The sequence below is a fragment of the Streptomyces sp. NBC_00775 genome, from assembly GCF_036347135.1.
GTDB classification, from domain to species: Bacteria; Actinomycetota; Actinomycetes; order Streptomycetales; family Streptomycetaceae; genus Streptomyces; species Streptomyces lutosisoli.
The window spans coordinates 10,158,441-10,182,206 of sequence record NZ_CP108938.1; the positions used below are offsets into that span (position 1 = coordinate 10,158,441).

The 23,766-nt window shown below is 70.9% G+C and carries 23 protein-coding genes; 15 read left to right on the forward strand and 8 right to left on the reverse strand.

The features are described from left to right. The first annotated feature begins 59 nt into the window (after positions 1-59). The 3 genes from OIC96_RS45165 (at position 60) to OIC96_RS45175 (ending at position 5,763) form a co-directional block, all read left to right on the forward strand. Positions 60-1,877, forward strand: coding sequence for an alpha-galactosidase D (locus OIC96_RS45165; RefSeq protein ID WP_330302241.1), 1,818 nt, complete (start codon positions 60-62; stop codon positions 1,875-1,877). A 149-nt stretch (positions 1,878-2,026) separates the two neighbouring features. Continuing rightward, entirely contained in the window at positions 2,027-4,459 is a 2,433-nt protein-coding gene (locus OIC96_RS45170; protein ID WP_330462154.1) for a glycosyl hydrolase family 95 catalytic domain-containing protein, read from the forward strand. Beyond that, positions 4,456-5,763, forward strand: a complete 1,308-nt coding sequence (locus OIC96_RS45175) for an SGNH/GDSL hydrolase family protein (protein ID WP_330302239.1) — start codon at positions 4,456-4,458, stop codon at positions 5,761-5,763. The genes OIC96_RS45170 and OIC96_RS45175 overlap by 4 nt, the downstream gene beginning before the upstream one ends. A 97-nt stretch (positions 5,764-5,860) precedes the next feature. On the opposite strand, the gene OIC96_RS45180 is transcribed toward OIC96_RS45175, so the two are convergent. Further along, positions 5,861-6,358 carry a TetR/AcrR family transcriptional regulator C-terminal domain-containing protein gene (locus tag OIC96_RS45180; RefSeq protein ID WP_330302238.1) on the reverse strand — a complete coding sequence of 166 codons (498 nt, stop codon included), beginning with the start codon at positions 6,356-6,358 and terminating at the stop codon, positions 5,861-5,863. Positions 6,359-6,412: 54 nt separating this feature from the next. Here OIC96_RS45180 and OIC96_RS45185 point away from each other — a divergent pair, with 54 nt between their 5' ends. Next, the gene (locus tag OIC96_RS45185) at positions 6,413-6,601 is read left to right on the forward strand and encodes a hypothetical protein (protein ID WP_330302237.1); all 189 of its coding nucleotides are present in this window, start codon (positions 6,413-6,415) and stop codon (positions 6,599-6,601) included. A 63-nt stretch (positions 6,602-6,664) separates the two neighbouring features. Here the strand turns inward: OIC96_RS45185 and OIC96_RS45190 are convergent, their stop codons facing one another. Next, positions 6,665-7,249: a TetR/AcrR family transcriptional regulator gene (locus OIC96_RS45190; protein ID WP_330302236.1), complete on the reverse strand. Its 585-nt coding sequence runs from the start codon at positions 7,247-7,249 to the stop codon at positions 6,665-6,667. Between the two features lie 119 nt (positions 7,250-7,368). Between OIC96_RS45190 and OIC96_RS45195 the strand changes: the two genes are divergently transcribed. Together OIC96_RS45195 and OIC96_RS45200 are read left to right on the forward strand one after the other, a co-directional pair. Next, on the forward strand, positions 7,369-7,992 hold the full coding sequence (locus OIC96_RS45195; protein WP_330302235.1) for a class I SAM-dependent methyltransferase: 624 nt from the start codon (positions 7,369-7,371) through the stop codon (positions 7,990-7,992). A gap of 48 nt (positions 7,993-8,040) precedes the next feature. Next, complete coding sequence (locus OIC96_RS45200) at positions 8,041-8,691, forward strand: DUF2218 domain-containing protein (RefSeq protein ID WP_330302234.1); 651 nt, start codon at positions 8,041-8,043, stop codon at positions 8,689-8,691. A 55-nt stretch (positions 8,692-8,746) separates the two neighbouring features. On the opposite strand, the gene OIC96_RS45205 is transcribed toward OIC96_RS45200, so the two are convergent. Then, a complete protein-coding gene (locus OIC96_RS45205) occupies positions 8,747-8,917 on the reverse strand; it encodes a hypothetical protein (RefSeq protein ID WP_330302233.1) in 171 nt (56 codons plus the stop codon). Positions 8,918-9,106: 189 nt separating this feature from the next. Here OIC96_RS45205 and OIC96_RS45210 point away from each other — a divergent pair, with 189 nt between their 5' ends. From OIC96_RS45210 to OIC96_RS45220, 3 genes are all read left to right on the forward strand, one after another. Further along, positions 9,107-9,568, forward strand: coding sequence for a hypothetical protein (locus OIC96_RS45210; RefSeq protein ID WP_330302232.1), 462 nt, complete (start codon positions 9,107-9,109; stop codon positions 9,566-9,568). A 94-nt stretch (positions 9,569-9,662) separates the two neighbouring features. Further along, complete coding sequence (locus OIC96_RS45215) at positions 9,663-10,802, forward strand: PLP-dependent cysteine synthase family protein (RefSeq protein WP_330302231.1); 1,140 nt, start codon at positions 9,663-9,665, stop codon at positions 10,800-10,802. Further along, positions 10,799-12,091: an MDR family MFS transporter gene (locus tag OIC96_RS45220; protein WP_330302230.1), complete on the forward strand. Its 1,293-nt coding sequence runs from the start codon at positions 10,799-10,801 to the stop codon at positions 12,089-12,091. Before OIC96_RS45215 ends, OIC96_RS45220 begins: the two co-directional genes overlap by 4 nt. 35 nt (positions 12,092-12,126) lie before the next feature. Here OIC96_RS45220 and OIC96_RS45225 read toward each other — a convergent pair whose 3' ends face one another. Continuing rightward, positions 12,127-12,480 (reverse strand): hypothetical protein, encoded by a 354-nt coding sequence (locus tag OIC96_RS45225; RefSeq protein ID WP_330302229.1) that lies wholly within the window; start codon positions 12,478-12,480, stop codon positions 12,127-12,129. 107 nt (positions 12,481-12,587) lie between these two features. On the opposite strand from OIC96_RS45225, the gene OIC96_RS45230 reads away from it, so the two are divergent. Next, positions 12,588-13,253 carry an NUDIX domain-containing protein gene (locus tag OIC96_RS45230; RefSeq protein WP_330302228.1) on the forward strand — a complete coding sequence of 222 codons (666 nt, stop codon included), beginning with the start codon at positions 12,588-12,590 and terminating at the stop codon, positions 13,251-13,253. A gap of 84 nt (positions 13,254-13,337) precedes the next feature. After that, positions 13,338-14,324 carry an aldo/keto reductase gene (locus tag OIC96_RS45235; protein ID WP_330302227.1) on the forward strand — a complete coding sequence of 329 codons (987 nt, stop codon included), beginning with the start codon at positions 13,338-13,340 and terminating at the stop codon, positions 14,322-14,324. 159 nt (positions 14,325-14,483) lie between these two features. Here OIC96_RS45235 and OIC96_RS45240 read toward each other — a convergent pair whose 3' ends face one another. Then, on the reverse strand, positions 14,484-17,033 hold the full coding sequence (locus tag OIC96_RS45240; RefSeq protein ID WP_330302226.1) for a SpoIIE family protein phosphatase: 2,550 nt from the start codon (positions 17,031-17,033) through the stop codon (positions 14,484-14,486). Between the two features lie 189 nt (positions 17,034-17,222). Beyond that, positions 17,223-18,143: a LysR family transcriptional regulator ArgP gene (locus tag OIC96_RS45245; RefSeq protein WP_330302225.1), complete on the reverse strand. Its 921-nt coding sequence runs from the start codon at positions 18,141-18,143 to the stop codon at positions 17,223-17,225. A 66-nt stretch (positions 18,144-18,209) separates the two neighbouring features. Here OIC96_RS45245 and OIC96_RS45250 point away from each other — a divergent pair, with 66 nt between their 5' ends. The 4 genes from OIC96_RS45250 (at position 18,210) to OIC96_RS45265 (ending at position 21,563) form a co-directional block, all read left to right on the forward strand. Then, positions 18,210-18,821, forward strand: coding sequence for a LysE/ArgO family amino acid transporter (locus OIC96_RS45250; RefSeq protein WP_330302224.1), 612 nt, complete (start codon positions 18,210-18,212; stop codon positions 18,819-18,821). A 113-nt stretch (positions 18,822-18,934) separates the two neighbouring features. Then, positions 18,935-20,245, forward strand: a complete 1,311-nt coding sequence (locus OIC96_RS45255; RefSeq protein WP_330302223.1) for an MFS transporter — start codon at positions 18,935-18,937, stop codon at positions 20,243-20,245. A gap of 37 nt (positions 20,246-20,282) precedes the next feature. After that, the gene (locus OIC96_RS45260; RefSeq protein WP_330302222.1) at positions 20,283-21,101 is read left to right on the forward strand and encodes a methyltransferase domain-containing protein; all 819 of its coding nucleotides are present in this window, start codon (positions 20,283-20,285) and stop codon (positions 21,099-21,101) included. Positions 21,102-21,194: 93 nt separating this feature from the next. After that, the gene (locus OIC96_RS45265; protein ID WP_330302221.1) at positions 21,195-21,563 is read left to right on the forward strand and encodes a DUF6479 family protein; all 369 of its coding nucleotides are present in this window, start codon (positions 21,195-21,197) and stop codon (positions 21,561-21,563) included. An 81-nt stretch (positions 21,564-21,644) separates the two neighbouring features. Here the strand turns inward: OIC96_RS45265 and OIC96_RS45270 are convergent, their stop codons facing one another. Both OIC96_RS45270 and OIC96_RS45275 read right to left on the reverse strand, forming a co-directional pair. Then, positions 21,645-22,610 carry an ATP-dependent DNA ligase gene (locus OIC96_RS45270; protein ID WP_330302220.1) on the reverse strand — a complete coding sequence of 322 codons (966 nt, stop codon included), beginning with the start codon at positions 22,608-22,610 and terminating at the stop codon, positions 21,645-21,647. A gap of 87 nt (positions 22,611-22,697) precedes the next feature. Then, positions 22,698-23,591, reverse strand: a complete 894-nt coding sequence (locus OIC96_RS45275) for a Gfo/Idh/MocA family protein (RefSeq protein WP_330302219.1) — start codon at positions 23,589-23,591, stop codon at positions 22,698-22,700. Between the last annotated feature and the right edge of the window lie 175 nt (positions 23,592-23,766).

Here is a 23,766-nt window from a genome sequence, read left to right on the forward strand (position 1 = left end):
GGCGCTCGCCGCCCCCGCCTTCGCCGCCCCCGCTGACACCGTCCCTGGAGGTCCGACCCATGCGGTCACCCTCGTACTCCGTCATGCCCATCCGCGCGCTGAGAGCCGTGCTGGTCCTCGCCCTCACCGCGGGCGTCGCGACGACCGTCCCGGCCGCCCAGGCCGACACCCATTCCACTGAGAAGGACACCGCCGCCGCACCGATCGCGGCCACGCCGTACATGGGCTGGTCGAGCTGGAGCATGCAGTCGTCGAAATACCCGGGCCTCAACCCGGACGGCGACTACAGCTACCTCACCGAGGCGAACGTCCTGAAGCAGACGGACGCTCTCTCCGCCAAGCTGAAGCAGTACGGCTACGACCATGTCAACATCGATGCCGGCTGGTGGATGGACAAGAACTGGAAGTCGGGGTTCGACCAGTACGGCCGGCAGACACCCGACCCGGTCCGCTTCCCCCACGGTATGAAGTCGGTCGCCGACCACATCCACTCCAAGGGCCTCAAGGCCGGCATCTACCTGCCCGCCGGCCTGGAGAAGGGGGCGTACGGCGACGGCAAGGTGCCCGTCTGGAATGCCCCCGGCTGCACCACCGCCGACATCGTCTACCCGAACCTGCGCACCACCAATGGCTGGGACAGCGCCTACAAGCTGGACTTCGGCAACTCCTGTGCGCAGAAGTACATCGACTCCCAGGCGCAGATGTTCGCCGACTGGGGCTACGACTTCCTCAAGCTGGACGGTGTGGGCCCGGGCTCGTTCAAGTCCGGTGACAACTACGACAACGTCGCCGATGTCGCCGCTTGGCAGAAGGCCATCGCCGCCGCCGGACGCCCGATCCATCTCGAGCTCTCCTGGTCGCTCGACATCGGCCACGCCGCCGACTGGAAGCGGTACTCCAACGGCTGGCGCATAGACACCGACGTCGAGTGCTACTGCAACACCCTTGTCAGCTGGGAGAACTCGGTCGACGACCGGTGGGACGACGCCCCCGCGTGGAGCCGCAAAGCGGGCCCGGGCGGCTGGAACGACCTGGACAGCATCGATGTCGGCAACGGCGAGATGGACGGTCTCACCAAGGCCGAGCGGCAGAGCTACATGACCCTGTGGGCCATCAACAAGTCGCCGCTGTTCACCGGTGACGACCTCACCAAGCTGGACAGCTACGGCGTATCCCTGCTGACCAACAAGGAAGTCATCGCCGTCGACCAGAACGCCTCGCCCGTGGCGCGTCCGGTCACCCCGGTGGGCGACCAGCAGGTCTGGGGCACCAAGAACGCCGACGGCAGCTACACCGTCGCCCTGTTCAACCTCGGCGACTCGCCGGCCTCCGTCACCGCCGACTGGGCGTCCTTCGGATTCACCGGCAACGCCTCCGTGCGCGACCTGTGGAACAAGGCGAACCTCGGGACCTACAAGAACAAGATCACCGAGGCGCTGCCCGCGCACGGCTCGCGGCTGTTCACCGTCAAGCCCGGCGGCAGCACGCTGACGACCACGGGCTACGAGGCCGAGGCCGCGGCCAACACCCTGTCAGGCAATGCCTCTGTCGCCGGATGCGACGCCTGCTCCGGTGGCAAGAAGGTCGGCAACCTCTACTCCGGCGGCAAGCTGCGGTTCAACGACATCACGGCGAAGAAGGACGGGATCTACACCGTCAAGGTCGCCTATGTCAGCGGCGACCCCCGCTCGGTGACCGTCTTCTCCAACAGCGGCAACGGCACCAGCCTGAAGTTCCCCTCCACGGGCGACTGGAGCACGGCCGAGACCGTCAGCGTCCAGCTGGCACTGAAGGCGGGCTCCAACACCATCACCTTCGACAGCGGCAGCGGATACGCACCCGACATCGACAAGATCGTCGTCCCGCAATCCGTCTGACCTCTCTCGGTCCGTCCACCCCGCTCCCGTGGGGTCCGGTGTCACGACCCGGGTCCCGCGGGACCGGTCCAGCGCCGACGGCCCGCAGCCGTCATTTCTGCACGAGCCGTTTCTGCTCGGGCCCCTTCTGCACGAGCCGTTCCCCGGATATGGAGTGCACGACAGTGGACATCCAGCACACCGAACCACGTGACGACAGAACCAGCCGCAGAGGTTTCCTCGCTCTCGCCGCCGTTGCCGGCGCGGCCACCGCGCTGGGCGGTCTGCCCGCCTTCACCGCCTCGGCGGCCCCCCTGCGCCCCACCGAGTCGCCCCTGCTGTCCGCGGCCGACGCCGCGAAGAACCAGCTGTGGTGGCAGGCTCCCGGCTCCTCCCCCTCGATGATCGAGCAGGGGCTGCCCGTCGGTAACGGTCGCCTCGGGGCGCTCGCGAGCAACGACCCCTCCCATGAACTGCTGATGATCACCGACGCCACCCTGTGGACCGGCGATCTCAACGACAAGCTGCAGAGCGACGGCCAGTTCCCCTACGGCCGCGACGACTTCGGCTCCCTGACGCTGCTCGCCAAGCTCACCGTCGCCATCCCGGACCACGACCTGGGCAACGTCAACAACTACCGCCGTACCCTCGACCTGGCCCAGGGCCTGGTCAGCACCTCGTACGACATCTCCGGCGTGACGTACCGGCGGCAGATCTTCGCCAGCCGCCCCGACGACGCCATCGTCCTGTACTTCTCCCAGCAGGGCGGCGGCTCCTACACCGGCACCGTCTCCCTCGCCGGCACCCACGGCGAGTCCACCACCGCCAACAGCGCGGGCCGGTACGCGTCGTTCGGTGCCTCCCTCGCCAACGGCCTGAAGTACGGCGCCGCCGTCACCGCCTACAGCAGCACCGGCAGGGTCCGCGTCGACGGTACGTCGATCTCCTTCAGCGGCTGCAAGGACCTCACCATCGTCGTCAGCGGTGGCACCAACTACGCCCCCGACGCGGCCGCGAAGTTCCGCGACCCCTCCGTGGACCCGCAGCGCCTCGCCAGGACCAAGGTCCTGGGCGCGGCCGGCCACTCGGCGAGCACGCTGCTGCACACGCATGTCGCCGACTTCCGCGCCGTGTTCGGACAGCTGGACATCAACCTCGGCACGTCGTCCGCCGCGCAGCGCGAGCTGGACACCTGGGAACGGGTGCAGGCGCGCCACCGGGACGACGTCCCCGACCCGGAACTGGAGGCCGCCTACCTGCAGTTCGGCCGCTATCTGATGATCTCCGGATCGCGGGGCAGCCTGCCGATGGGCCTCCAGGGCCCGTGGCTGGACGGCAACGACCCGGACTGGATGGCCGACTACCACACCGACATCAATATCCAGATGAACTACTGGATGGCCGACCGGGCGGGCCTGTCCGACTGCTTCGACGCCTTCACGGACTACTGCCTCGCGCAGCTGCCCGACTGGACGGACGTCACCCAGCGGCTGTTCAACGACTCCACCAACAGATACCGCAACTCCAGCGGCAAGATCGCCGGCTGGACCGTGGCCATCTCCACCAACCCCTATGGCGGTGGCGGCTGGTGGTGGCACCCGGCCGGCAACGCCTGGCTGTGCCAGAGCCTGTTCGAGCACTACGAGTACACCCAGGACCGCGCCTACCTCAAGAAGGTCTACCCCCTCCTCAAGGGCGCCGTGGAGTTCTGGGAGGCCCGGCTGATCACCACGACCGTCACCGACGCGTCCGGGGCCTCGCGCGAGGTCCTGATCGCCGACAGCGACTGGTCGCCCGAACAGGGCCCGCTGGACGCCAAGGGCATCACCTACGCCCAGGAACTGGTGTGGAACCTCTTCGGCGATTTCCACACGGCGGCCGAGGTGCTCGCCAAGGACGCCGCCTACCGCAAGACCATCGACGGTCTGCGCGAGCGCCTGTACCTGCCCGTGGTCAGCCCCAAGACCGGCTGGCTGGAGGAGTGGATGTCGCCCGACAACCTTGGCGAGACCACCCACCGGCACCTCTCCCCGCTCATCGGGCTCTTCCCCGGCGACCGGATCCGTCCGGACGACTCCACGCCGAAGGACATCCTCGACGGCGCGACCGCCCTGCTCACCGCGCGCGGTATGAACAGCTTCGGCTGGGCCAACGCCTGGCGGAGCCTGTGCTGGGCGCGGCTGAAGAACGCGGAGAAGGCGTACCAACTGGTCGTCAACAACCTGAAGCCGTCGGTCAACGGCAGCAACGGCAGCGCGATGAACCTCTTCGACATCTACGAGGTGGAGACAGGCCGCGGCATCTTCCAGATCGAAGCGAACTTCGGCACCCCGGCGGCGATCGTCGAGATGCTGGTCTACTCGCGTCCGGGGCACATCGAGCTGCTGCCCGCGCTGCCCGCCGCCTGGGCGGCATCCGGCTCGGTGTCCGGCGTGGGCGTCCGCGGCGGCTTCGTCGCCGACCTCAGCTGGAAGAACGGCAAGGTCACCCGGGCGACGCTGAAGAGTGTCGGCGGCAGCGACACGACCGTCGTCGCGGGCGGCGCCTCGCGGAAGATCAGCCTCAAGCCCGGTGAGTCCGTCACGCTGCGGAACCTCGGATGAGGGCCGCCTGGTACCGGCGCCCCGCGGTGGGCGTCGTCTCAGCACTGGTCCTGGCGGTCTGCGGTCCCCTGACCGCCTCGTCGGCGGCACAGGCGCAGTCCCCGGCGCAGGCACGACCGCTGTCGCAGGCCCCGACGGGCACGATGGCGACCCCGGCCGCCGCGAAGGGCAAGCACTCCGTCGTCACGTGGGGCGCCAGTGCCGACCGGCAGGGTGCCGGGCCCGCCGACCGCAGCTACCGGTTGATCGTGCGTACCAGCGTCGGCGGCACGAACATGCGTATCCGGCTGTCCAACGCCTTCGGCGACCACCCGGTGACCTTCGCGAGTGCGTACGCCGGGCTGCAGAAGCAGGGGGCGGAGCTGGTCCCCGGCTCCAACCACCCCCTGTCCTTCGGCGCAGCGGCGTCCGTCAGCGTCCCGGCCGGCGAGACCGTGCTGAGCGATCCGCTGCCCGGGAAGCTGGCCGCCCAGGCCAACCTGGTCATCAGCCTGTACGTGACGGGCGCTCAGGGACCGACGACCGGTCACGGCATGGCCATGCAGACCAACTACGCGACCGCGGGCAACCACGCCGCCGAGGAGGGCGCGGCCAACTGGACCGATCCGATGGGCTCCTGGTACTGGCTCGACGCCGTCGACGTGGAGACGTCCACGGCGGTCGGCTCGGTGGTCACCCTCGGCGACTCCATCACCGACGGATGGGCCTCGACCACGGACGAGAACCGCCGCTGGCCCGACTATCTCTCCCGGCGGCTCCAGGCCGCGTCCGGCAGCACCGTGAAGGGAGTGGCGAACGAAGGCATCTCGGGCAACAAGGTGCTCGCGGACGGCGCCGGGGAGGCCGCGCTGAACAGGCTGCAGCGTGATGTGCTCTCCCAGCCCGGGGTCAGCACGGTGTTCCTGTTCGAAGGCATCAACGACATCAAGGCCCACTCCGGCGTCACGGTGGACGACATGATCGCCGGCTATCAGCAGATCATCGACCGGGCGCACGCGGCGGGCAAGTGTGTCGTCGGCGCGACCGTCATGCCGTTCAAGGGCTGGTACGAGTACGACGCCGCCTCCGAGGCCGTGCGCCAGGGCGTCAACGACTGGATCAGGAACAGCGGCGCGCTCGACGCCGTGACGGATTTCGACAAGATCACACGCAGTCCGTACGACCCGCAACTGATCCTGCCGTTCTTCGACGGCGGCGATCACCTGCACCCCAACGACAAGGGAATGCAGGCGATGGCCGACGCGGTCGACCTCGGACGTCTGACGTCCTGCCGGCCACTGCCTCAACCAGCGGTCAACGGATGATCGGACGGCAACCCTGTCGCCGCCGACAACCTCAAGGTTCTCCAGGCCCAGCGGAAACGACGTTGGTGGCGCCGCCGTTGAGGACTCGGGCACCCCGTTACGACCAGGTGCGGCGCGGAGCGTAGTGGCTCAAGAACATGTCGACGCCGTCGGCGATCAGACGGTCGGTGAGGCTGTCGTCGATGTCGGTGCCGTAGGCGCTGAAGACCATGTGGGGATAGAGCAGCAGCGAGTAGAGCTGAAGGGTGGCCACATCGAAGTCGGAGATGTCGAGTCGGCCCTGTTCGGCCAGCTTCCTGAGCGCCCCCGCGACGGCGGGGTGGTGGCGCTCGGTACTGCCGTGCCGCCAGGCCTCGCTGAGTTCGGGGAACCGGTGCAGCTCCCGGGCGACGACGTTGCGCAGCGCGAGGATGCGCAGGATCGGCAGCAGGCCGACCGCCGTGGGCGGCATGCTGGTCGCGGCGGCGGGGACCGTGCCGCTGGCTTGGCTGTCGGGCGACGGCAGCGTGTACGCCGACCTGCTGCCGGGCCTCGCTGTCGCCTCGCTCGGCATCGGCGCGGTCTTCGTCACCGCCACGACCACGGCGCTGGCCATGGTCGCGCATGAGGGGGCCGGGTCGCCTCGGGTGTTGTCAGCACCTTCCACGAGGTGGGTGGTTCGATCGGCGTGGCGGTCATGTCCACCGTCGCGGCCGCGGGCATCGAGCACGGCGCCATCGACGGCTTCAGGGACGCGTTCACGCTCAGCGCGGTCGCGGCCGCCGTCGCGGCCGGGGTCGCGCTGCTGCTCGTACCGCGCGGGAAGCCTCGGATGACCGGGGGTCCGCATGTGCACTGACGTCGCCTGACCGCACCGCGGTCGACGGGGAACCGTGGGTGCGGGAAGCCGGACATGCCCGACTCAAGGAGTGTCGTCGGGACGCATTCCGGCCAGGGTGACGGTGACGAGCCGGCGGACCGCCGCCTTCGAGGGCAGGTCGCCGGCCGCGGTGAGGGCGTGGAGACAGTAGGTGGCGAGCTCGCCGGGGGCGATGTCGTCGCGGAGGTCGCCAGTGCGAACGCCCTCGGCCACCAGATCCCGGACCATGCCGTGGAGTCGCTGCTGTGCCTCAGCGACGTGCTGATCCCGGTGCAGGAACGCCGAGAGGTCGGTGTCATGGCGCCAGCGGGACTCGTGGGAGATGAGGGCGAACGCCTCCAGCACGGCCTTGAGCCGTCCGCCGGGGCCGACGGCCCGGTCCCGGGCCTCGACGAGGAGATCGAGGTGGCCGCCGATCTGCCGCTCGTGCCAGGCGAGCAGGATCGCTTCGGTGTCCGGAAAGTACTTGTACAGCGTCGCCCGGCCGATGCCGGACTCCTTCGCGATCTGGGACATCGTCACCGACGCCAGTCCGTGCTCGGCGACCAGCGCCGCGGTGGTGTCCATGACCGCGGCGCGCACCGCCGCCCGGTGCGCGTCGATCGTCTCGTTCCACAGCTTCGGCACTTCCCCAGTGTACGACCCGACGTTGACGAGACAGTGTGGGTTGACAGCGACAGAGTGTCTCGATAAAGCTGAAGTCGTACCGGGACTCCGGACCTTCGCGGCCAGGGAAGGACACGACCATGGCTGGCTCAACCCCTCACCCTCGCTACGATCCCCAGACCGCGCGCAGGCCGGAGGACCTGTACGCGAGTCCGCCGCCGTGGGACATCGGCCGCCCTCAGCCGGCGCTTCTCGCCCTCGCCGAGGCCGGCGCCCTCCGCGGCCGGGTGCTGGACGCGGGCTGCGGAACCGGTGAGCACGCGCTGCTGGCCGCGGGGCTCGGTCTGGACGCGACAGGCGTCGACCTCGCCTCCAACGCCCTGCGCGTGGCCGAAACGAAGGCGCGCGACCGAGGCCTCCCGGCGCGGTTCATGCTCCACGACGCCCGTCGACTGGCCGATCTGCACGAGCGGTTCGACACCGTGCTCGACTGCGGGCTCTTCCACATCTTCGACGGCGACGATCGCGCCGCCTACGTCGACGGCCTGCGGTCCGTACTGCCGGTGGGCGGCCGCTGCTTCATCCTCGCCTTCAGTGACCGGCAGCCGGGCGAGTGGGGACACGTGCACCGGCTGACGCGCGGCGAGATCGAGGCCGCGTTCGCCGACGGATGGCGCATCGACTCGATCGAACCGGCCACGCTCGACATCACCACCGACCCCGTCGGCATCCAGGCCTGGCTGGTCGCCCTCACCCGGATCTGAGCCTTCACGGGGGCGGCACCTCACTGCCCGCGCGGAGAAAGGAACACCATGCTGACCGCCGAAGCCCGTGTCGAGACCGATCGTCCGAGCCGGTATCTCGTCCAGCTCTGCAAGCACTTCGACAACAAGGGGCGGCACTTGAGCCATCGGCCGCGCGGCCACAACGGCGAGGACGCGCAGGCGCTGGACGAGACGCGGGCGGCGGCAGCCCAGGCGCAGGTCGAATGGTCCGAGACGCGGGGGAGCGTCCGCCTTCCCTGGGGCCGGTGCGAGCTGCGGGCCGAACCGGGCGCGCTGACCGCACATGTCGAAGCCGTCGACGAGGAGAACCTGCGGCGGCTCCAGGACCTCGTCGCCGGGCACGTCGCGAGGTTCGGCAGGCGTGAGGAGCTGACGGTGACCTGGAAAGGGCCCGAAACCGCGATGGAGCCGGCCGACGACAACGCCGTCGACTTGGCTCCGGCGACGCGAGGAGAGGTCGTACGAAGCCGTCGGCGCGCCAGGACGGCGGCCCTCGTGGCGATCGGCGTGCTCGCCGTCGCCGTACACCTCGGGCTGGGCGGAGTCCTGCTCGCGAACTTGCGGTGGACGGGATGGGCCGTGGGCGTCGTCCTGGCGGTCGTCCTGCTGAAGGTCACCGTCCTGACGGGCCTGGGCCGCTTCGTCCTGCGCCGAGACAGGACCTCCCGGGCCCGCTGACGCCGTCGCCGACGTCAGCCGGCGCTACCGGGATTCATTCGCAGTGCTCCGGCCTTCAGGCCGGGGGTGAAGCGAATCTGATGGTGGCGACGCGGAGCGTCGCGGATTCCGGTCCGGCGGAGCCGTCGGGGTGTCCCACGGTGTGCATGACGAACACGCCCAGCGCCAGCACCACGACGAGCAGCAGGTGCCCGAGGGCCGCTCCTGTTCGTACGTTTCGGCTCACACGCACTCTGGGGTCTACGCCTGTGATCGCTCCGGACGTTGCTCTGCGACAGTACCGAAGGGGGAGTGGCCGTGCGGCGGCGGGCGTAGATGTCAGGTCAGCCGGCACCGGGCCGCTTCACCCGGAAGAGCGCTAACCGGAAGAGCGTTAATACGCCCGCGTCGTGACGTTCCGCTTACGATCAGTCACATGCCGCAGGAACCGGTCGGCCGCACGGCGTCGCGCAAGCCGACCCTCGCACTCCTCGTGGGCCTGACTCTGTTGCTCATGGCCCACGTCGTGGCGTGTGCCGCGCATGCGGCCGCGAGCCACCCCCACCCTGCGGCGGCCGCGCCCTCGGCGCACGCGGAGTCCGGCGCCGACGACCCGCCGTGGGTCTCCGCCGCGTCGGACTGCGCGGCGAACGGTGAAGGCGACGACGACCCAGGACACGGCGCCACCTGCTGCGACCCGGCCGACTGGACCGCGAACGTACGCGCGCCGGCAGGGGCCCTGCTGCTGACCTTGTCGCTGCTCGCCCTCCTCGTGCTCCGCGGCCGCGGGGAGGAACCGGCCACATCCGGCGGGCCACCCGGGCGACGAGAAATCTCCGACGGACTGCCCCTCGGCGGTCCCCGACTGCTGCGACTCGTCTGCGTCAGCCGTACGTGACGTCGCCCGCCCGGCACGCCCGCCGGGTGTCCGGCACACCTCCCCGTACGGCACAGACACGCGGCCTCATCGCGGGCCGCGGAAGGACCACGACATGAGCACGGCCCTGCGCAGGATCTCCTCGCGCGACATCTCCTCCTTCCTCGCGGCACATGAACTCCCCGACCCGCTCGGCGCACCGCGCCGGTCACCCGCCGGCCTGGTCGGCAACACCCCCGTCCTGTGGATCGGCGAACCCTTCAACCCCGCGGGACGGGGTTTCTGGGCCAAACTCGAAGGCGCCAACCCTGGCGGCATCAAGGACCGTCCGGCGCTGCACATGGTCTCCGCGGCGCGCGAGCGCGGCGACCTCGCGCCCTGCGCCCCGATCATCGAGTCCACCAGCGGCACCCTCGGCCTGGGCCTGGCGCTGGCCGGGATCACCTACGGCCACCCGGTCACGCTGGTCACCGACCCCGGCCTGGAGCCACTGATGGCGCACCAGCTCCGCGCCCTCGGCGCGCACGTGGACGTCGTCACCGAGCCGCACCCGGTGGGAGGCTGGCAGGAAGCCCGCCGGCAACGGGTCGGCGAACTGCTCGCCCGTACGCCCTCGGCCTGGTGCCCCGATCAGTACAACAACCCCGACAACGTCGCCGCCTACGCCCCGCTCGCCCTCGAACTCACCGTCCAGCTCGGCCGGATCGACGTCCTCGTGGCCGCGGTCGGCACCGGCGGACACTCGGCGGGCATCGCCCGCACCCTGCGCGCCTTCCACCCGGAGCTCAGACTCGTCGGCGTCGACTCGGTGCACTCGACCGTCTTCGGCCAGCCGGCGGGCCCGCGCCTGATGCGGGGCCTCGGCAGCAGCATCCATCCGGGCAATGTCGACCACGCGGCCTTCGCGGAGGTCCACTGGGTCGCTCCCGGCGAGGCGGTGTGGACCTGCCGCGAACTGGCCCGCGGCCACTACGCCAGCGGCGGATGGAGCGTCGGCGCGGTGGCGCTGGTGGCGAACTGGCTGGCCCGTACGCAGCCCGCGCGCACCCGTATCGCGGCGGTCTTCCCCGACGGTGTGCACCGCTACTGGGACACGGTCTACAGCGACGACTACTGCCGGACCCACGACCTCCTCCGTCGACTCCCGGCCGCCGAGCCGGACGAGATCGCGCACCCCGGCGAGCGTACGGTCGAGCGCTGGACCCGCTGCACCGGCGTCACCGCACCCGTCGGGACGGGAGGGGCGGCGCGATGAAGTCACTCGCCGAGCAGTTCCGTTCGTTCAACGGATGCGTCCGGCTGCTGATGGTTCAGCAGTTCACCATCAACACCGCGTTCTACATGCTGATGCCCTATCTCGCCGTTCATCTCGCGGACGGGCTGGGGATGGCCGCCTGGGCGGTCGGCCTGGTGCTGGGGGTGCGCAACTTCACCCAGCAGGGGATGTTCCTGATCGGTGGCACGCTCGCCGACCGGCTCGGCCACAAGCCCATGATCATGGCCGGATGCGGGCTCCGTACCGTCGGATTCGGCCTGCTGGGGTTCGTGGACTCGCTGCCGGCTCTCGTCGCGGCCTCGGCGTTGACGGGGTTCGCCGGAGCCCTGTTCAACCCGGCGGTCCGCGCCTGTCTCGCGCAGGAGGTGGGGGAGCGGAGAGTGGCGGCGTTCGCGACGTTCAACGTCTTCTACCAGGCCGGGATGTTCGTCGGTCCGCTGGTCGGACTCGCGCTGCTGTCCGCCGACTTCGGGCTGGTCTGCTCCGTCGCCGCGCTGCTGTTCCTCGCCCTGACGGTCATTCAGTTCCGCATGCTGCCCGATCGCGGGGGCAACTCGACGACGGAACCCGGCGGCCTGCTCGCCGACTGGCGCACCGTCGTCCGCAACCGGCCCTTCCTGCTCTTCTCCGCCGCCATGATCGGCTCGTACGTCCTGTCCTTCCAGGTCTACCTCGCGCTGCCGTTGCAGGCGCACCGGGTGGCCCCGGACAGCGGCGACGCGGTGACCACGGCCCTGTTCGCGGTCTCCGCCGGGGTGGCCGTGGCCGGACAGATGAAGATCACGGCATGGGTGCGGGCGCGATGGACCGCGCGTCGCGCCATCGTCCACGGCATCGCACTCATGGGCGCTGCCTTCCTGCCCTTGCTCCTCGACACCGGAGCGGTGACCGGAGACACCGGTGCCATCGGCCGGCTGACGGCTCTGGCCCCCCTGTTCGCGACGGTCACCCTGCTCGGACTGGGCACGGCCGTGGTCTACCCGTTCGAGATGGACACCGTCGTCTCGCTCGCCGGCGGGCGGCTGGTCGCCACCCACTACGGCCTGTACAACACCGTCTCCGGACTCGGTATCACTCTGGGAAACCTGATCACGGGCGCCCTCTGGGACGCCGCCGAACGCGAGGGGCACCCGGAGTTGACGTGGTGGGCGCTCGCGGCGACGGGCGCGCTCTGTGCCGGATGCGTCGGCCTGCTGGCCCGCTCGGGCCGCCTGACACCTCGGGCCGAGCCGGAACTCGCCGTGGTGGCCATGTCCAGCAACAGGTGACCGGGGCGCCGGGCAGGCCCGTGCGCGGCTGATCCCTAGGTGTTCTCTGCCCTGGACATGCGCAGGGCGAGGTCCCGGAGCAGATCGGCCGTCTTGATGTCGGTTCGGCCGGAGTCGTGGATGTCGGCGAGTTCGGAGAAGAGGAAGGCGAAGGCGCCCACGAGCGAGATGGCGGCGGGCAGGTAGGCGTCTGCGACGGCCTGGCCCGCCTCCGCGGGTCCCGCGTCGGCGGGCACCTCGACGCGGGGGAACACCTCTGTGACCAGCGCGCCGAGGTGGGTCTCGGCCGACTCGACCTCGGCGTCCTCGTCCTGGGCGATCCTGCGCACCATCGCGTTGGTCTCGGTGAGGACGCCGATGGCGCGCAGGATGATCTCCGTCTGTTCCATGCCGTGAGCCTAGACGGGCGAAGCCCCGCTGTGACCTCGGTATTCGATTCGAGATGGTAGACAGTGGCCATGAACGACTTCTCCCGCTCCCGCCCGGCCCGCGCACGATGACCGCAGGCATCGACACCCCGGACCGCCGGGGCCGCACCGGACTCGACCGCGTCGGCCGCGACCTGACCGGCAACCCCCGCGTCAAGATCCGGGACGTGCAACTCCTGTCCTGCCACTGGTACGTGGAGCGCACCACCACTTTCGACTTCCGGCACGCCGACGGCACCTGGAGCACCCAGGAGCGCGAGACGCACGACCGCGGCAACGGCGCCACCCTCCTCCTGTACGACGCCGAACGCGAAACCGTGCTGCTGACCAGGCAGTTCCGCTACCCCGTGTACGTCAACGGGCACCCCGACGGCATGTTGATCGAGACACCGGGCGGGCTGCTCGACGAGGAGGACGAGCATCCCGAAGTCGCCGTGCGGCGCGAGGTCATCGAGGAGACCGGGCACACCGTCGGCGAGGTCCACCACGTCTTCGACGTCTACATGAGCCCGGGCTCGGTCACCGAGCGGGTGAGTTTCTACGCCGCCTCGTACGGCCCCTCCACCCGTACCCACGAGGGCGGCGGGCTTGACGAGGAAGGCGAGGACATCGAGATCGTCGAACTGCCCTTCCGCAGCGCCCTGGACATGATCCGCACCGGGGAGATCGCCGACGCGAAGACCATCATGCTGCTGCAATGGGCAGCCCTGGAAGGACCGTTCAACAAGGCTTGACAACAAGGCTTGACTTAAAGAGCACTTCAAGTTCCAGACTCCTGTTCAGGCCCGCGGATTTCGGGCCCGAACGGGAGGGACACCATGAAGTACCGCACGATCGGCACCGACCCGAAGACCCGCCGTGAGGTGAGCGTGCTCGCACTCGGTGCGATGCTGTTCGGCTCACGGACGGACGAGAAGACCTCCTTCGCCGTCCTCGACCGTTATGTCGAGGCCGGCGGGAACTTCATCGACACCTCCGACAACTACGCCTTCTGGACCGACGACAGCCAGGGCGGCCAGAGCGAGGCGCTGCTCGGACGCTGGCGGCGCAGCCGCGGCATCGGCGACGAGATCGTCATCGCGACCAAACTGGGCGCGCGGCCGCTGGCCCCCGGCACCGGATACATCGACAACCCGGAGGGCCTGTCCGCCAAGGTGATCCGCGAGGCGGCCCAGCGCAGCCAGGAACGCCTCGGCGTGGAGAAGATCGACCTGCTGTACGCGCACATAGAGGACCGAACCGTGGAACCGCGGGAGACCGTGGAGGCGTTCGGTGAGCTGGTCGCCGAGGGCGGTGTCGGGCTGCTCGGGGTGAGCAACCACGCCATCTGGCGGGTGGAGCGGGCCCGCGCCCTCGCCGCCGCGGCCGGACTGCCCGGCTATGAGGTCCTGCAGTACCACCACAGCCTCCTGCGGCCGCGCGCCGACGTGCCCAGCGAACTCTTCCCCGAGGGCAATCTCGGCGCGGCGACGGGGGAACTGCTCAGCTATCTGCGAGCCGAGCCCGCGCTGACGCTGGTCGCCTACTCGCCCCTGCTGACCGGCGCGTACGTACGGCCGGACAAGCCGCTGCTGTCCGCCTACGACCACCCGGGAACGCCGGCCCGGCTCGCCGTGCTGCGGGACGTGGCGAAGGAGACGGGGGCGAGCCTCAACCAGGTGGTGCTGGCCTGGCAGATCGGTGCCGAGTTGCCGGTGATCCCCCTCGCCGGGGCGTCCTCCGTGGCCCAGCTGGAGGAGAACCTGGCCGCGGTGGAGCTGGAACTGACGGCGGATCAGCGGGCCCGGCTGGACGCCGCTCACTGAGAGGAACGGCACGGTCCTCGTCGTGGCCGGTGGCTAAGCAGGTCGGGTGAAGTCCGCTGCGGTTCCGCAGCGCCCTGAAGGGGCGCGGGGAACTGCGCGACCAGCCACGACGGTGCCGCAGACGATCGACGGCATATCGCGGCACATCCAGCGGAGCGCTTAGTGGCCACCGCCGCGCCGTGACCGGCGTGTGGTCAGCAGGAGCGCGATGTCGTCGGGGCGCTGAATGGCCTGCCGGGCCTCCGCGGTGAGCAGGTCGGCCGCACGGGACAACGAGGGGCTGCCCGGCCTGCCGTGCGGGGTGCCCGCGCGGGCCAGGGCCGCGCGGAGGATCTCGACGCCCTCGTCGATGTCGGTGCCGGGCCGCTCGACCAGGCCGTCCGTGTACAGGGCCAGCACGGCGTCGGGTTCCAGCAGCAGCTCCGTCACCGGGTACTGGGCCCGCGGGTCCACTCCGAGCACCACCCCGCCGGGCAGGTCCAGCACCTCGGTGCGGCCGTCCGGATGGCGCAGCAGGGGCTGCGGATGGCCGGCCCGGGCGGCTCGGGCGACTCCCGTGACCGGGTCGACCCTGACGTAGCAGCAACTGGCGAACTGACCCGGATCGAGATCGATGAGCAGCTGGTTGGTGCCGCTCATCACCTCGTCCGGGGAATGGTCGCCGAGCGTGAACGCCCGTACCGCGCTGCGCAGTTGGCCCATCGTGGCCGCCGCCTGGACGCCGTGCCCCTGTACGTCGCCGATGACCAGGGCGAGCCCGTCGCCCGCCTTCACGACGTCGTACCAGTCGCCGCCCACATCCATGCCCACGGTGCCGGGCAGATACCGCCCGGCCGTCTTCACCAGCGGGTGAGCCGACAGCCGGTGCGGCAGCAGGGCCTCCTGCAGCCCGCGGGCGAGGGCGGACTCGTCGTCGTAGCGCCGGGCCCGCTCCAGGGCCTGCGCGATCAGCCCGGCGAGCGCCGTCAGCACCGTACGGTCCTCGGTGCTGAAGTCGCGGGAGCGGTCGAAGCCGAGGATGCAGGAGCCTACCGGCCGCCCCGAGGCGATCAGCGGCAGGAAGGCACGGGCCCCCTCCTTGGCGTCCAGCGCGATATCCGGATAGGCGGCCGCCAGCTGCCGCATCGACTCGAAGAAGAGCGGGCGGCCGCTGGTGAGTGCCTCGACCCCGGGCAGCTTGGCGTCCAGGCCCACCCCGTCGAACGGGGCGAGGAATCCCTGCGGGAAGCCGGTCTCCCAGGCCAGGTACATGCGCCGGTCCTGGAGCAGATAGATGGCGAGCCGGCGTCCGCCGAACGCGGGCAGCAGTTCCCGCATCACCACCTCGGACACCTGGCGGGCCGTCACCGCCTCGGTCAGTGCGATGGCGAGGATGATGGGCCGGTACTGCGGCGGTGTCGTCGGGACACCGGACATGGGCTCGTCGGCATCGGGCCCCACCGGCACGGCCGCCATCGCCCGCTCGTCGTACGGGATGGCCTCCGCGGTGTCCGCGACCCGCCCCATCGGCACGATCTTGCACGTCAGGCTGTTGGGGCCGGGGTAGACGGACAGCGTCAGCCAGGTGCCTCCGGTGCGCCCCGGAGTCTCCTCGCGGCCGTCTCCGTGCGGTCGTCTGATCTGGAAGTGCACCGGATCCGGCGACAGCAGCGCCCCACGCAGATGATCTTCGTAGGCCGGCCGGTCCAGCCAGGGCACCGCGTCCCACAGGGGACGCCCCAGCAGCTCCGGGAGCGGCCGGCCGAGCAGCTCGGCGGCGCGCGGGTTGGCGTAGGTGATCAGTCCGAGCCGGTCGAAGGCGAACACACCCTCCGGCAGCAGATCCGCCGCTCCGTCCGCCGCCGGGCCCGGGCCGGGATCCACGACCACGCCGCTGACCCGGTACGGCGGGGCGGGCGCGGCACCCGAGATCCACAGCTCCAGCAGACGCAGTCCGCCGTCCGCGGTGCGCACCGGCAGCGGGTGGGGCGGCGGGCTCCCGGCCGCCGTGTCGCGCAGCGCCGCCAGCAGCAGTCGGGGATCGTCGCGGGTGACCGCACGGGCCAGCGCCTCCGGCGTTCCGGTGAAGCCCTCGCGGCTGGTGCCGAGCAGGGCCCACAGGGCGTCGTCGGCGATGACCGTGTCGTCGGTGGGATCCCAGGTGAAGCCGCCGACACACCGGGAGGAAGGAGCGTCGGCCGGTGGCCGCGTGCACAGCGGCTCCCCGTCCCAGAAGACGCTCTGCCCGTTCTTGTCCAGCGACGCCAGAACGGCACCCAGTTCCTCGGCCACCGCCGTCATCCGGTCACGGTCCGGCAGCACCTCGGTGGCGTCCGACGCCGAGGGCCGCAGCACCGTGAGGACGCCGAACGGCGTCGCGGCGCCCACGACAGGGACATACAGCGAACCGAAAGGGAACGGCAGTCCCGCGGCGAGCTGCGGGTAGCGGCGCATCGTCTCCGTGGGGTCGGTGAGCAGCACCTCCACGCCGAGCCGATGGGCGTCGGCGGCGGGGAACGGGCGGTCCACGTGCATGCGCCACCAGGGGCGGAACAGCGGGCCGGGCAGCCCCGCGAGCACGGCCAGCCTGAGCAGCCCGGGCGTACTCGAACGCAGGTATACGCCTCCCGCGAAGCCGCGCGCCGCCCGGATCGCGTCCGTCACGGCGCCGCTGAGCAGGTCGGCCAGGCTTGCCAGCGCCTGGTCCTCACGCTCGGCGCTCCCAGTCATCGGTCTGCCCTCGTCCGCCCACCGCCAGGGGGGTACCACAGCAAGAATGCGCCTCCCAGGCCCCTGACCGCACCTCGACGCCCTCCCGGGCACGGCGTCGCGCGGCCGTTTCCGCGGCTGCGCTCGCTTGTGCCCAGCGCGAAGATACCGGGTCGTACGAGGTTCGGGAGCCGCTCGTACGCGAGTGATTCAGGAACCCGGTCCGGGAGCGAGCGTCTCGGCGGCGACGGCCGCCACAGCCGCGGCGACGGCGGCGAGCGCGGGGGAGTCGAGTTTCCACTGCTGCCAGAACAGCGGAACGTCGACCGCCCGGTCCGGCGCGAGGTTGACCAACCGCCCGGCCCGCAGCAGCGGTTCGGCCTGCACTTCGGGCACCATTCCCCAGCCCATGCCGGCCACGACGGCGTCCACGAACCCCTCCGACGTGGGCATGAAGTGCCGCAGCGCGCCGGCGCCGCGTCCGCCCCGGAACGCGCGGACGAAGTCGTCCTGGAGGCCGTCGTTGCGGTCGAACACGACCAGGGGCGCGTCGCCGATCACGTCCCGCAGCGGCGTCTTCGGCGGGCCGCCGAGCCATCGCCCGGCGAAACCGGGGCTCGCGACCGGCAGGTAGCGCATGCGGCCGAGCGCGCGGACCGAGCAGCCCGTGACCGCGTCCGGTGACGAGGTCACTGCCGCCATCACCAGCCCCTCGCGCAACAGCGTGGCCGTATGGTCCTGGTCCTCGCGGCGCAGCTCGAAACAGAGCCGCAGCTCCTCCGGGACACGGGTCAGCGCGGGGAGGAACCACGTCGCCAGGGAGTCGGAGTTCACGGCGATCGACAGCCGCGTCGGCTCCCCGGAACCGGTCAGACCGAGCTCGGCCCGCGCGTCGCGCTCCAGCCGGGCCAGCTGACGCGCGAAGCGCACCACGACTTCGCCCGAATCGGTCGGCCGTACCGGTTTCGTCCGCATCAGCAGGACCCGGCCCGTGCGCTGTTCGAGCGCCTTGACGCGCTGGCTGACCGCCGACGGCGTCACATGGAGGGCGGCGGCCGCCGCGTCGAAGGTGCCCTCGTCGACCACCGCGAGCAGCGTGCGCACCTGGTCGAGGGGGAGTTCCGTCATCACGAACGCTAATGATACGTAAGAATCTTTAGCTGTACTCTTGACGATCATCTTTCTAGCGTCGATGTCATGACAGACGCCCTGACCGCCGTGGCCGCCGGATTCGGCACCGGCCTCTCCCTCATCGTCGCCATCGGCGCCCAGAACGCGTTCGTGCTGCGCCAGGGCATCCGCCGGGACGCGATCCTCACCGTGGTGGGCATCTGCGCCCTGTCCGACGCGGCGCTCATCGCGCTGGGTGTCGGCGGGGTGGGTGCGGTGGTCGTGGCCTGGCCGGCGGCCCTCACCGCGGTCGGGCTGGTCGGCGGCGCCTTCCTCCTGGTCTACGGATTCCTCGCCGCACGGCGGGTCCTGAAGCCCTCGGCCCTCAAAGCGGCGACCGTGCCGACGGGCTCGCGGCGTCGCGCCGTACTCACCTGCCTGGCCCTGACCTGGCTCAACCCGCACGTCTACCTCGACACCGTGTTCCTGCTCGGCTCGATCGCGGCCGACCGCGGCCCGCTGCGCTGGACCTTCGGCCTGGGCGCGGCCCTGGCCAGCCTGTGCTGGTTCGTCGCGCTCGGCTTCGGCGCCCGGCTGCTCAGCCGCTTCCTGGCCCGGCCCTCGTCCTGGCGCGTGCTGGACGGCCTGGTCGCCACGACGATGATCGCCATGGGTGCCTCGCTGATCGCCGGTGCCTGAGGTGTTGTAGTCCCTGCGGCCCCCGCAAGTCCGGTCCCCCGTGGACGCGTTCCGCTCCCGCTCGGCCATAGTGATCCCTGAACCGAAAGATGTATCGAGCAGCCAGGACGAGCGTGGACACGAGCGAGAACAGTACGGACAGCGGCCCCGCGGCACAGGACCGGACACCGGCACCGGAGCGGGCGAACCGGAGCGGATGGCGCCGCTGGGCGATGGACACCCGGCCGCTGCGCCGCCCCGCCTACCGCCGGCTGTGGTCCTCGACCGTCGTCACGACGGTGGGCAGCCAGCTCACCGCCGTGGCCGTGCCCAAGCAGATCTACGACATCACCGGCTCTTCGGCCTGGGTCGGCTACGCGAGCCTCGCCGGACTGCTGCCCCTCGTGGTCTTCGCGCTGTGGGGCGGCGCCATCGCCGACAGCATGGACCGGCGCAAGCTGCTCCTCATCACCAACAGCGGTATAGCCGTCACCTCGCTGCTCTTCTGGATACAGGCCGTCACCGGACTCGGCTCGGTGCTCGTCCTGATGGCGCTGCTCGCCCTCCAGCAGGCGTTCTTCGGCCTCAACTCCCCGGCCCGCAGCGCCTCCATCGCCCGCCTGGTCCCCGCGGAAGAACTGCCCGCGGCCAACGCGCTCGGCGCGACCGTCATGCAGACCGGCCTGGTGATGGGGCCACTGCTCGCCGGTGTGCTCATCCCCGTCGTCGGCCTGCCCGAGCTCTATCTGATCGACGCGCTCGCCCTCTGCTTCACCGTGTGGGCGGTGGTGCGGCTCCCCGCCCTGCCCCCGCTGACGGAAGGGGCGGCCCAGCGGGCGGGCTGGCGCGAGGTCGCCGCCGGCTTCCGCTACATCTCGGCGCACAAGGTGCTGCTGCTGTCCTTCCTCGCCGACATCATCGCCATGGTCTTCGGCATGCCCCGCGCCCTGTTCCCGCAGCTCGCCACACACACGTACGCGCCCTACGGCGAAGGGCTCGCACTCGGCCTGCTGTTCGCGGCGATCCCCATCGGCGCGATGATCGGCGGACTGATGTCGGGCACCTTCTCCCGCGCCCGCAGACACGGCCTGATGGTCATCGTCGCGGTCGCGGCATGGGGCGCGGCCATCACCGGGTTCGGGCTCAGCACCAGCCTGTGGGTGGCGGTGGCCTTCCTCGCCGCGGCCGGGATCGCCGACATGGTCTCCAGCGTCTTCCGCGTCGCGATCCTGCTGTCGGCCGCCACCGACGAGATGCGCGGCCGGATGCAGGGTGTGTTCACGGTGGTCGTCGTGGGCGGCCCGCGCCTCGCCGATGTCCTGCACGGCACGGTCGGATCGGTCCTCGGGGCACGCGCGGCGGTCGCCGGCGGCGGCCTGCTGGTGATCGCCGCCGTGCTGGGCCTGGCCGCCGTGACACCGGCCTTGAGGCGTTACACGATCTGACGCCGGAAGCGCCCGCGACGGTCATAGAGTGACCGCCATGGGGGACACACGACCTACGTCGGATTTCCACGCCCAGAACTTCACCGCCGAGAGCGTCGCACGGCTGGTGGGGGCACTGGACGCGCAGGACGCCAACGACGGCGTACGACGGTTGCGGGCGTGGGCGCACGAGGCTCTGGCCGCACGGCCCGGAGAGCGGGCGCTCGACATCGGCTCCGGCTCCGGATCGCAGACCCGGCACCTGGCGGCCGCCGTGACTCCCGGGGGCGAGGTACTCGGGATCGAACCGAACCCCGGGCTGCGCGCGGTGGCCGAACAGCGGGCGGCCGAGGCCGGCAGCCCGGCCCGCTTCGTGGACGGCGACGCGCTCACCCTGCCGGTTCCCGACTCCTCGGTCGACGTGGTGTGGTGCGAACGGGTGCTCCAGCACCTTCTCGAACCGGAGAAGGCCGTCGCCGAGATCGCGCGCGTGCTGCGCCCCGGCGGGCGGGTCGCCCTGCTGGACACCGACTGGGCGACCACGATCCTGCACCCCGGCGACCCCGAGACCGTCGCGGCCCTCACCTCCGGCGCGCTGTCCGCGGCCGCCGACCCGTACTCCGGACGCAAGCTGGTGGGCCGGCTGACGGCGGCCGGTCTGGTGATCGACGACCGGGGATCGCAGGCCCTGCTCCAGGACCACACCTCGGTCGCCTGGCCGCTGATCCGCATGCTGGGCGAGTCGGCCCTGCGCCGTGCGCTGATCACCGAAGGGCAGCGCGACCGCCTGTACGCGGACCTCACGGAGGCCGCCGCGCAGGGTGCGCTGCACATGTCCGTCACGATGTTCGGGGCCGTGGCGCACTGTCCGGAATAAACCAGAATGCAATGAACCGGAATACAATAGGAACGCCGTCGCTGATGGCGGCACCACGCAAGTCTCCCCTGGCATTGGGGGTACGCGAGCACCATGAACACCGCGAGCTATGAACTGATCGCAGCGAACTCGACGGTCAACGCGGTCTCCGCCTTTATCGGTGGCCTCGTCATCGCCGGTGCGCTGGTCTGGGCCGTCCGGCTGGGCATCAAGGTACGGCGTCAGGAGTCGGCCCCGCCCACCCCCGACGAGCAGCCCAGGCTGCCCGCGACCGGGGCGGTCCACGAAATCCGCGAGATGCGGGAACCCGACGAGGTACCGCTCGCCGCGGACGAGAGCGAGCGGCTGATGCCGTACAACATCCACGCCGCGGGGAGCAGGCACGCCGACGACCAGCATCGAAAGCGCTGGGTCCCCGGATCCAGCGGATCCTTCGGCAGCGGCGGCCCCGGAAGGACGTAACAGGGCCGCGGCACGACATGACCGCCCCACGGGGCGGTCATGTCGTCTGTGCGCTCTGTCTGTGCGTTCTCTCTGTGTGCCCTAAGGAAGATCGGCCGCGGAGTCCTCGGGGGCCAGGTCCTGGCGCAGGCGCAGCCACGACGGCTGCCGCAGCAGTCCGGCCCGGGTACGGGTGCTGTACCGGACCTCACCGACCAGCCGTGGCAGGACCCAGTGCGCCGCGGCCACCCGTGGGACGGTCTCGAACGGACAGCGGTCGGTCTCCGCGGTCCGCAGGAGCCGGGCGAGTTCCGACCGCTCGGCCTCGCTCCAGCCCGTCCCCACGCTCCCGACATAGCGCAGCCGCCCCGCCTCGCGCTGTCCCACGAGAACGGCACCGGGCAGCCCCGACAGGCGTCCCTTGCCGGGGACCCAGCCGCCGACGATGACGTCCACGGTCCGTACGTTGCGGATCTTGACCCAGGCGCGTGAGCGCACCCCGGGCTCGTACACGGAGTCCAACCGCTTGCAGACCAGCCCCTCCAGGCCGCTCTCCCGAGTCGCCCGCAGGGCCAGCTCCCCATGGCCGACGAGCGCGGCCGGTGTCGACCAGAACGGCCCGTCGAGCGCGAGCCCCTCCAACTCGTGCCGGCGGCGCGCGTAGCGCAGGCCCGTCAGATCGCCCCGCAGGTACATCACGTCGAACAGGACGAGATGCGCGGGAGCCTCCGCCGCACGACGCGCTGCCTTGCCCGGCGACCGGGCCAGCCCCATACGGGACTGCAGGAGCTGGAAGTCACCCCGCCCCTGCTCGTCCAGGACCAGCACCTCGCCGTCCAGGATCGCGGGGGCCGAGCCGAGAACGCCGCCCAGCGAACGGAGTTCGGGATACGCGGCGGTGATGTCCTCGCCCGACCGGGCCCGCAGCAGCACGCTTCCGTCCCCGGGGAGATAGACCACGGCACGCTGCCCGTCCTGCTTCGTCTCGTACGCCCAGCGCATGTCCTGCCCGGCGGGCGGCAGCGTGCCGGGTGTGGCGAGCATGGGAGCGATCAGCGGCAGACTCACAGCTGTGTTGTCGACACACCTCCTCGCACCCACTCCCGGTTGCCGGCCGTTTCGCCTGAACGGCGTCGCCTTCCGGGTGGCGATGCTCTAGCTCTCCAACGCCTGGGCCATCAGGGTCTGCAGATACAGCCCACGGCGCGCGTCGAGCTCGCCGGACTGCCCCGTCCGTACGGCGGTGGCGAACTCCCGGCGCAGCACGGGCCAGGACTCCTCGTGGTCGAGGGCGGTGCTGTCGAACACGAGCTCGGGATGCCGGCCGAACAACTCGATCCGCGTGATGCCGCGCTCGACGTCGACCGACCCCGACAGGGACGCCTGGCTGATGGCCCCGCTCGCGTGCTCACAGGTGAGCTCGATCCAGCGGCGGAGGTCTCCGGCACCGCGCACACGAACGATGGGCCCCAGGGCCGCGTCCAGCAGATCGAGAAGGTGCGGCCCGAGGTCCAGCAGAGCGCCGTGTTCGAGGCGCCACGGGGTCGCGAAGTCACCGCCCAGGAACGCGCCGCTCAGGCAGCAGGACCGTGCGCCTACGACGTCGAGGCCCTGGGCGGTCTTCAGGAACTGCCGGGTGGCCGGGTGGTAACGGTTCGTCAGGACGAGCTGGGAGACGACACCGGCGGTGTCGACGGCGTCCACGAGGCGTTGCGCCGACGGCAGGTCCAGCGCGATCGGCTTCTCCATGAGCAGGGCCTTGCCCGCCTTCGCGGCGACCGACGCGAGCTCCGCCTGCACGGCGGGCGGAACCGCGAAGGCGACCGCCTCGCAGCCGTCGAGCAGTTCCTCGAACGTCGCGGCGACATCGGCACCGTAAGGAGCGGCCGTCTCTCGCGCCGCCTCGGGGCGGCGTGCCCACACGGACGTCAGCCGCGTCTCGGGCCCGGCGGCGAGCACGCGCGCGTGCACGGCGCGCGCCCATGGCCCCGCGCCGACAAGCCCGACCTTGACCGGTGCGTGGGGCCAGGTGTGCGGGGTTCCGGTCACGAGAAGTCTCCTGTGCGGTGTGCGGGGCGATGACGCGCCGTCGACCGACAGCGGCGGCAGCCGGGCGCCGGATCTCCGGGCGGGTGGACAAACTTCACCACGATGTCCGCCATCCCGGCCAGGGGGTGCGGTCTTCGAGCTTCGGGACGAAGAGCACCTGAAACACCGGGCTCAC